The following is a 6209-nucleotide window of genomic DNA, read 5'->3' as shown; positions in this document are numbered from 1 at the left end:
CGGATCTTCGCCTCCTACGACGACATCGTCGACCGGTGCTGCGACGCCTGGAATCGCCTCATCGACCAGCCCTGGAAGATCATGTCCCTTGGCCTGCGCCCGTGGGCCTACCGGTTATGATCAACGCCGATTGGTATAAGTTAGCGTTTGGCCGGCTGAACCCCCGATAGAACGCTTGCATCGGTGGGCGGCGTCTCACCGATATCCCCGCCCGCGGCCTAGTGGTCCCTCAACCCTTTAGTGAGCGGGCGGGGATGCTTTCACGCCGAGATCAGCGGAAGACATCACCATGGCGGTGACACCCTCGCTGGCGAGCGGCCGAAACGGGTATCACCGCATCGGCATCAGCCGCTCTCGGAAGCCAGCGCGCTGGCCGAAGCTGTCAGCCACCACGACCCGAGCTCGGGCCCGGACGAGCGCCTCATCGGCGTACCGATCTAGCAGTTCGGCACGGCCGTACTCGGCCAGGGCGAGGCGCAGGTTGGCGAAGGCCAGCAGGGAGTAGATCAGGCGCAAGCGCGATCACCTCCCGCAGCACGGTCAACACCATGCGCTGACCGGCGTCAGGCTCGTCGTTCTCAGCCATGTCCCGCATGGGATAGAGATGACCCTCGAAGTCGACGAGTCAGAGCCGTGCCTCGGCCGCGACCTCACCAAGGCTGGCCGAAGGTTCGACTAAAGCGCGTTGGAGGACGGCATCGTAGAGATCCATCTCCCCATCGAGCTTGTCGTCGTCCCATTCTTCGGCGCGGCAGCGGGCGTCCATGCCAAGCCAGGGATCGGCAGCCCACCGACGACAGGCACGCGCTAAATCGGCGGGGCTAGCGACCGCCACCCCGCCCGCGAGGGGAAGCGTGGCGAGGCCTAGGAGCAGACCTCGACGGGATGCGGGGGCGCTCATGGCTTACCTCCCGCTGCTTCGAACGCGGTTCGCCACTCGATATCAAGATTATCGCCGAGCCGCTTTAACGCCCAACCCAAGACGAGAACGACGCCAGGGTCTACGTGAGCGTCGGTCGTTCCGATCGCGATCAGCGTGTTGCCCCACCTCTCGACGTCGGCAATGTTGCTCTCCAGCTGCGAGAGCGCCTGAAAGGCCGAGTTGCAGCTCATGCCGCACTCCCGACGTTGAAGCGATGAGCGCCGCGCCCGGTCCACTCGGAGGCCAAGGCTTCCGGCTCGTCGAACTCGCGATCAGCGTCGCCGTCGAGCGCCTCTAATAATTCGAGGTCTGCCTCGATCCGGTCGGCGATCCGCCGGCGCAGCTCACGGACGCGCTGGCGATCGGCGCCGTCCTCCTCAACGAAGTAGCGGATCAGCCCCTCGCGGATGGCCTCGATCGCGGCGTCGGCGGGCGGGAGCGGCTCGGCCGCCCGCATCGCGCGGATGGCCTGGGTGATGGGGCCCGACTGCCTGCCGAGCCCCTGGCCTAATAAGGGCAGAACGCTGCGGAACGGGCGTAATAAGGGCGTGCGTGTGCTATGGGCGTGAGCAGCCATTGACGTAGATCCCAGACGTTGAGGGCTAGGGCCGGGTGGAAGTTCGCGCTTCCGCTCGGCCCGCCTTTGTGATTAAATGTAGTCAGAAAACATGTCAACTACATTTAATGGACGCTATGGGCCGCCCGCCAGTCGACACCCCGAAATCGTTGCCTGTGTCGCTTCGCCTGCCTCCTGACGTGAAGGCGGCGGCCGAGAGGGCTGCCAAAGACGATACACGGTCGCTGTCCAGCTTTATGGAGAAGCTCCTCACCGAGCACCTGAAGGCGAAGGGCTATCTGAAGTGACGCCCCGTCAGCTTGGCTGCTATTCTCTGCTGAACGGGCTTTGAGCAGCCATGGCGATGCTCGGATCGGCTCTCTTCCTAGGCCTGTACGCAGCTCTCGGCGTCAGTGTTCACGTACCGGTTCGCGAAAGCGCAGCCGACACTGCTATGGAGCGCTGTACGGGATCAAGCGAAGCCAGCGAGCGCCTGGCAGCCTGTTCGGCTGTGATCGCCAGCACCCGAGACAAATCCCTTCTCGGTCGCGCCTACAACCGCCGCGGCCACACCTACGTCGAGTTGAAGAACTACCTCGCAGCCGCGCGCGGCTTCGCGGACGTAGCACGCCTCAATCCGACCGTTGGCGGCTACCAAGACAACCGAGCCAACGCGCTTCGGCTGGCCGGGCGCTACGACGAAGCCCTTGATGCCGCCAGCGCGGCGATCCGGCTAGCCCCAGGCTACGCCTTCGTCCTCCGCGGGCGAGCGCTCATCTACGAGGAGATGGGACGGTTAGATCAGGCTCTTGCCGACATTGATCGAGGCATCGCAATTGACGCGCGGGATGCGGGGTTGCGAGTGGATCGCGGGCGGCTGGACGCAAAAATGGTTCGCGACGAGGATGCGATCCGGGATCTGACCGCAGCCGTCGAGATGAATCCTAACCGGACAGACGCTCTGCGGGAGCGCGGCTTGGCCTACATCAGAGGAGGTCGGCGCGAGGCAGCCCTAGCTGACCTCAACGCGTTCGTGACGAGCCATCCGGACGATACGCAGATCCCAGCTGTTATCACGGTACAGACACAGGCTGCGATGCCTGGTGGCCGCTCACCACTGATCAGCGATCCGCGCTCCAGAGGCGACCTGCCGTGAAGACGCCGGCGTCATCTTCATTTACATGAACGGCGTGCAGCCGCGATTGAGACTGAGGCTTGCACTTTAGATGTCGAGCGACGATCGAGATGAAGTGAAGTTGAGCCGCAAGCAGCGCATGCTACGCGACAACCCAATTTGCTGTTTCTGTGGCGGCGGCGTTCAATCGACTGGTGAAGACCACATACCGCCGCGGGCTTGCTTCCCGGCAGGTTATCACCCGGAGGGTATGGAGTTCCCTGCTTGTGATGACTGCAATCAGTCCACCAGGCCATATGATGATATGTTTGGCTTTTATGCCATGGCGGTGGATTTCGATGGGGAGAACCTGGACGCTGAAACGTTCAACAAGCGCATTCAAGGCTTGCTAAATAACTACCCCGACTCTCTTCCCGTTGAAAATCTTTCTGCGAACCAAAAACGCAGAAAGCTTATAAGCATGGGCATGCAGCGTCCTGCTGGTCAATTTCTTAGAGATGCTGGCATTGTATCAGTGCCGCAATCGTCAAAGATCGCAGTGTATGTCGCCATAAGGAAACTTGCGTGCGCGATATATTACAAATAAATTGGAAAAATACTTAGTTCGGCACATCGAATTGCCGGGATGTGGCAGCAGGCTCAAGATGCCCAACGGAAGCCGATTGCTAATTACTGGAACGACCTTTTGCCTGAGTATCGGCAGTTAACAAGATCGAATATCAGAGATTATGGGCGAAGATTTTGCTATAAATTTGGATTCATGGAAGAGGATGATTTTTTTGCTTTTATAATTCAAATCGGTAGTGGCCTGATGCTCAGCGGCATGACGATCCCGCCTGATAAAGGATTGGAACCGCCGATGGCGATGCCGATTTGGCGGGTAGATGATCCTTGGGATTGTTTGGGCAAGGATTCCGAACTGCTGCAGCCTCAGCAGCCGATTGAATCTTGAGCACCCAATTGCTGATTATTCAGCTATCCTCCCCCCATGCGCACAGCCCTCGCCGCCCTCGCTCTCGTCGTCGCTGTCGGTGGAGCGCACGCTCAGCAGCAGCTTCCGACCGTTCCCGAGCTGCTCACCGCGGAGTTGAAGGCATCGCAAGCCTGTGAGGCCGCCGGGGACCCGGCAGTCACCCATGAGCAGTGCAGGCTCCACGATCGGCTCAGCGGCCGCCTGGCCCAGGCCGGCTTCTGCTATGGCCGCAAGGGGCAGACCGACGAGAAGAAGCAGTGGCACGCGTGCCAGCCCGACTCGATCTACGAGGATGACATCGAGGCGGTCACGCGCTGATGCACAAGCTCGCGCCCAACATCATTTCTCGCCTGCGATACCTCTCGACGATGGGGCCGCGCTTCTACCGAGCCTCAGTCTACATGCGACGGATGGAGAAACTCGGACTGGTCGCGACCACTGGCCGATTGGATCCAGCATTTGACGGCGTCGAGTACAAAATCACTGACGCGGGCTGTGCTGAGCTCGAAGTGCAGTACGGGTCGTTTCCAACAAGGCGTATCGAGAGCTGAGCTCTTCCGCCATCCCGGCGGCTATCCTGCCGGGATGCGCTGTCCCTTAGGTGCTCAGGCAGCGGCCCTGGGATCGTCTAGCCCATCCCTCCAGGGCGTGCCGTCATAGCCCTCCATCCACGCTCTGCGCTCCAGCGACTTGGCCGGGTACGGGCATGCATCTTTCGGCCGCCTGATCCCGCGGGCGTGTGCCCCTTCCGTGATGACCTTCATGATCATCAGCTGGCGCGTATCCATGACACCCTCCTTCGGACATCCATGTCTTGAAGGTAGAACCTGCCGGGAGGCTGTGGAGATCCTCTCACGCGTGTCCGTAGTTCAACGGCATCACGGGCAGAGACGCTCCGCCGCCGAGCTGATATCGCCCCTGGCTTGGCAAGAATATGTCAGAGGGATCGCTAGTCGTAATTCAGCCCCCTAGACACCACCTATATAATTCAGGTGATTATGGGGTTTCTGCAATGTCCCGTGTGCCCTTCAATATCCGTGGACAACTAGAGACGCCGAGCTCAAGAGAAGAAATTTCTAAAGCGAATGCCGAGACTATTCGTGACGAGACAACAGCGAGCCAAGTCGATTTTGACGAGCGAACCGTGCGTCTCAAATCACTGCGGTTGGCGCGCGATGCAAACCTAAAAGAGAGAGGCTCGGCTCATAGGGTGGGATCAAGTGCAACGCCGCGAACGCGAAAAGGATAAGTATTATGCTGAGCCCGCTCGATGCATTACAAAAACTGCGCGATGAGATGGTGATGGACCGTCGCAGACTCGTCGATCAGCAGGAGAGCATTCGGAATGTGCAATCTGAGATCGAGGCCATAGATCGCGCTATTGCTGACGAGATGGCTATCAGCAGAATCTCCGTCTCCAAAGATGCTTAGTCCTTATCGAGGGGCGGCGGATACGAAGTCTTCTTTGCCTTCACCATCTGCCGCCCGTGGCGCCGCATGATATTGTGGAACAGGTTGGTGCGCCGTGCCTTCCGTTAGCTGCCATGGCGCCTGAATATCATTTCGACCAGCTGTCGCGATAAAACTCATCAACACGGTCGAGCCTTATCCTGATCTCTCTCTCGCTACTGCGACTACCAGTTCCGAAATCCATCACCGTTACGTCATGGTAACCTTTGCGGATGTACTCGCGCGCTTCTTCAAAGGCAGATCTTCTGGTTTGATGTTTTGTGGTGATCTCACCCGTGCTAGCCGCATATGAGACTGTAAAACGTGTCAAAGCTGCATTCCTAGTCTAAGCAAGACGAAAAACCCGCCACGGCACTGGGCCGGGCGGGCATAGGTGTCTCTTCGCTTGGGGTACTAGGTAGACACGTGAACGGGCAGACGGTTCCGCGAACCTCAATCCGCCCGCCGCATCTGCGCGCCGCTCCGCTGCACGACGTCCTGAAACAGCTTCCCGCTGGCCGTCGTGGCCAGCCGTGTCTTCGGGCCCGGCTCGTGAACGTTGACGACCGCGCTGCCGTTGTTCTCGATCTGAGGCATCGCGACGACGCCGGCCCGTGAAGCCGCGGAAGCTACCCGGGCACCGCTGGCCCGCAGACCAGTCGCTTCCGCCTGCTGAGCCTCGAAGGTTTTCCGAGCTGCTTCACGGGCCGCCCACCCGGCGCCATCGGCCTTGCCCTCGCGCATCGCACTGGCCTGATCCATCGTCACGCCCGGCATGTAGCCCATGCTGTTGGGACGCAGGAACCTCGGCGCGCCGCCGGGCAGCAGATCGGTGCCTCCACCATCCGCGCGTTCAGCCGTCGGCGCGGTCCGATCTCGACGTAAGCGTTCAAGGAAGGGCTTCCGGATCGCGTAAGCGAGGCTGTGCTCGCGAGGGTTCTCGTAGCATCAAGGCCAGCGTCGGATCCCGTCGCCGCGGCGCGCGAGGTCCAACGCCCGCTTCGGGAGGCCCCCGGCCTGTTCGGCGCGGCTCTAATACCAATCGACGGTGAGGCTGACTCACGGGGTATCGTTGCGGCTCTGGATCTGATTCGATGAGGTGAACCGGAGGGTTTGCCATGTCATCTGCGGTGCGGCTGCGTGAGGACTTCACGGCCGACGATCTGCGGCGGCA

11 protein-coding genes and 1 pseudogene are annotated in these 6209 nt (G+C 60.6%); 6 read left to right on the top strand and 6 right to left on the bottom strand.

The window, feature by feature from the left end; translation table 11 throughout:
- Nucleotides 1-120: pseudogene (locus tag MKK84_RS25235) on the top strand (IS630 family transposase); the annotation flags it as partial.
- Nucleotides 121-330: 210 nt separating this feature from the next.
- Here MKK84_RS25235 and MKK84_RS25230 read toward each other — a convergent pair.
- The 4 genes from MKK84_RS25230 to MKK84_RS25215 form a co-directional block, all read right to left on the bottom strand.
- The gene (locus tag MKK84_RS25230; protein WP_243924777.1) at nt 331-516 is read right to left on the bottom strand and encodes a hypothetical protein; all 186 of its coding nucleotides are present in this window, start codon (nt 514-516) and stop codon (nt 331-333) included.
- 109 nt (nt 517-625) lie between these two features.
- Nucleotides 626-901 carry a hypothetical protein gene (locus MKK84_RS25225; RefSeq protein ID WP_243924776.1) on the bottom strand — a complete coding sequence of 92 codons (276 nt, stop codon included), beginning with the start codon at nt 899-901 and terminating at the stop codon, nt 626-628.
- Nucleotides 898-1113, bottom strand: coding sequence for a hypothetical protein (locus MKK84_RS25220; protein WP_243924775.1), 216 nt, complete (start codon nt 1111-1113; stop codon nt 898-900). Before MKK84_RS25220 ends, MKK84_RS25225 begins: the two co-directional genes overlap by 4 nt.
- On the bottom strand, nt 1110-1499 hold the full coding sequence (locus MKK84_RS25215; protein ID WP_243924774.1) for a hypothetical protein: 390 nt from the start codon (nt 1497-1499) through the stop codon (nt 1110-1112). The genes MKK84_RS25220 and MKK84_RS25215 overlap by 4 nt, the downstream gene beginning before the upstream one ends.
- A 337-nt stretch (nt 1500-1836) precedes the next feature.
- Here MKK84_RS25215 and MKK84_RS25210 point away from each other — a divergent pair, with 337 nt between their 5' ends.
- The 4 genes from MKK84_RS25210 (at nt 1837) to MKK84_RS25195 (ending at nt 3904) form a co-directional block, all read left to right on the top strand.
- Nucleotides 1837-2634: a tetratricopeptide repeat protein gene (locus tag MKK84_RS25210; RefSeq protein WP_243924773.1), complete on the top strand. Its 798-nt coding sequence runs from the start codon at nt 1837-1839 to the stop codon at nt 2632-2634.
- Between the two features lie 70 nt (nt 2635-2704).
- Complete coding sequence (locus MKK84_RS25205) at nt 2705-3199, top strand: hypothetical protein (protein ID WP_243924772.1); 495 nt, start codon at nt 2705-2707, stop codon at nt 3197-3199.
- A gap of 39 nt (nt 3200-3238) precedes the next feature.
- Nucleotides 3239-3565, top strand: a complete 327-nt coding sequence (locus MKK84_RS25200) for a hypothetical protein (protein WP_243924771.1) — start codon at nt 3239-3241, stop codon at nt 3563-3565.
- A 36-nt stretch (nt 3566-3601) separates the two neighbouring features.
- Nucleotides 3602-3904: a hypothetical protein gene (locus MKK84_RS25195; RefSeq protein WP_243924770.1), complete on the top strand. Its 303-nt coding sequence runs from the start codon at nt 3602-3604 to the stop codon at nt 3902-3904.
- Between the two features lie 287 nt (nt 3905-4191).
- Here MKK84_RS25195 and MKK84_RS25190 read toward each other — a convergent pair whose 3' ends face one another.
- Complete coding sequence (locus MKK84_RS25190; RefSeq protein WP_243924778.1) at nt 4192-4374, bottom strand: Rmf/CrpP family protein; 183 nt, start codon at nt 4372-4374, stop codon at nt 4192-4194.
- A 466-nt stretch (nt 4375-4840) separates the two neighbouring features.
- Here MKK84_RS25190 and MKK84_RS25185 point away from each other — a divergent pair, with 466 nt between their 5' ends.
- Entirely contained in the window at nt 4841-5017 is a 177-nt protein-coding gene (locus tag MKK84_RS25185; RefSeq protein ID WP_243924769.1) for a hypothetical protein, read from the top strand.
- 471 nt (nt 5018-5488) lie between these two features.
- On the opposite strand, the gene MKK84_RS25180 is transcribed toward MKK84_RS25185, so the two are convergent.
- Nucleotides 5489-5821 carry a hypothetical protein gene (locus tag MKK84_RS25180; protein ID WP_243924768.1) on the bottom strand — a complete coding sequence of 111 codons (333 nt, stop codon included), beginning with the start codon at nt 5819-5821 and terminating at the stop codon, nt 5489-5491.
- Nucleotides 5822-6209: the final 388 nt, after the last annotated feature.

It is taken from the genome of Methylobacterium sp. E-065 (genome assembly GCF_022829605.1).
Taxonomy (GTDB): Bacteria; Pseudomonadota; Alphaproteobacteria; order Rhizobiales; family Beijerinckiaceae; genus Methylobacterium.
This window is presented reverse-complemented; position numbering and strand designations above follow the sequence as displayed.